Annotated in this window: 1 protein-coding gene; it reads right to left on the bottom strand. The window is 58.9% G+C overall.

Annotated features, from left to right (window positions below; translation table 11 throughout):
- Positions 1 to 323: 323 nt before the first annotated feature.
- On the bottom strand, positions 324 to 574 hold a 251-nt coding region (locus EN991_RS38960), incomplete at its 5' end, for an aminotransferase class IV (RefSeq protein WP_206519374.1).

Below are 574 nucleotides of genomic sequence, written 5' to 3'. Positions count from 1 at the left end.
CACCGCCACCCAGCAGGCTGCCGAGGATCGCCGCACCACCGACGCCGCCAATGGCTCCGCCCAGGATTTTGGGAAGCTGACCCATCGCCGCCGTCTTGAGCGCCGCACCGACCGCCTGACCACCGATGATGCCAGTAATCACCTGTATGATGATCGGAAGAAGCGTGTTCATGTCCATATGATTAGTCCCTCCATAGCTATCAGCCTCCCGGGCCGACACCATCATGAGACGCCGAATTGGACGAAAGTCAAATGCAGAAACGCTGAAATAAAAGGGGCGGCCCGAAAACCGCCCCTACTTCCTAAAAAAGCTGTGGCTTTCGTTATTCTGCGGCGATCGCGTGCTTGGGCTGAACGGCCGCAGAATAGTCATTCATAAGATTCTTGGCTATTTCGCCGACCTCGAATCGGTAAGGCCCGATCTCCGAAACCGGCGTCACTTCCGCTGCCGTCCCGGTCAGGAAGCACTGCTCGAAGCTTTCCAGCTCTTCCGGCAGGATGGCGCGTTCAATTACCTCCAGGCCGCGATCCTTGGCCAGCCCGATGACCGTGCGGCGGGTGATGCCGTCGAGGA

Source organism: Mesorhizobium sp. M7A.F.Ca.US.005.03.2.1 (assembly GCF_003997795.1).
Taxonomy (GTDB): Bacteria; Pseudomonadota; Alphaproteobacteria; order Rhizobiales; family Rhizobiaceae; genus Mesorhizobium; species Mesorhizobium ciceri.
Note: the sequence above shows the minus strand (reverse complement) of the source record. Positions and strands in the feature narration are given on the sequence as shown.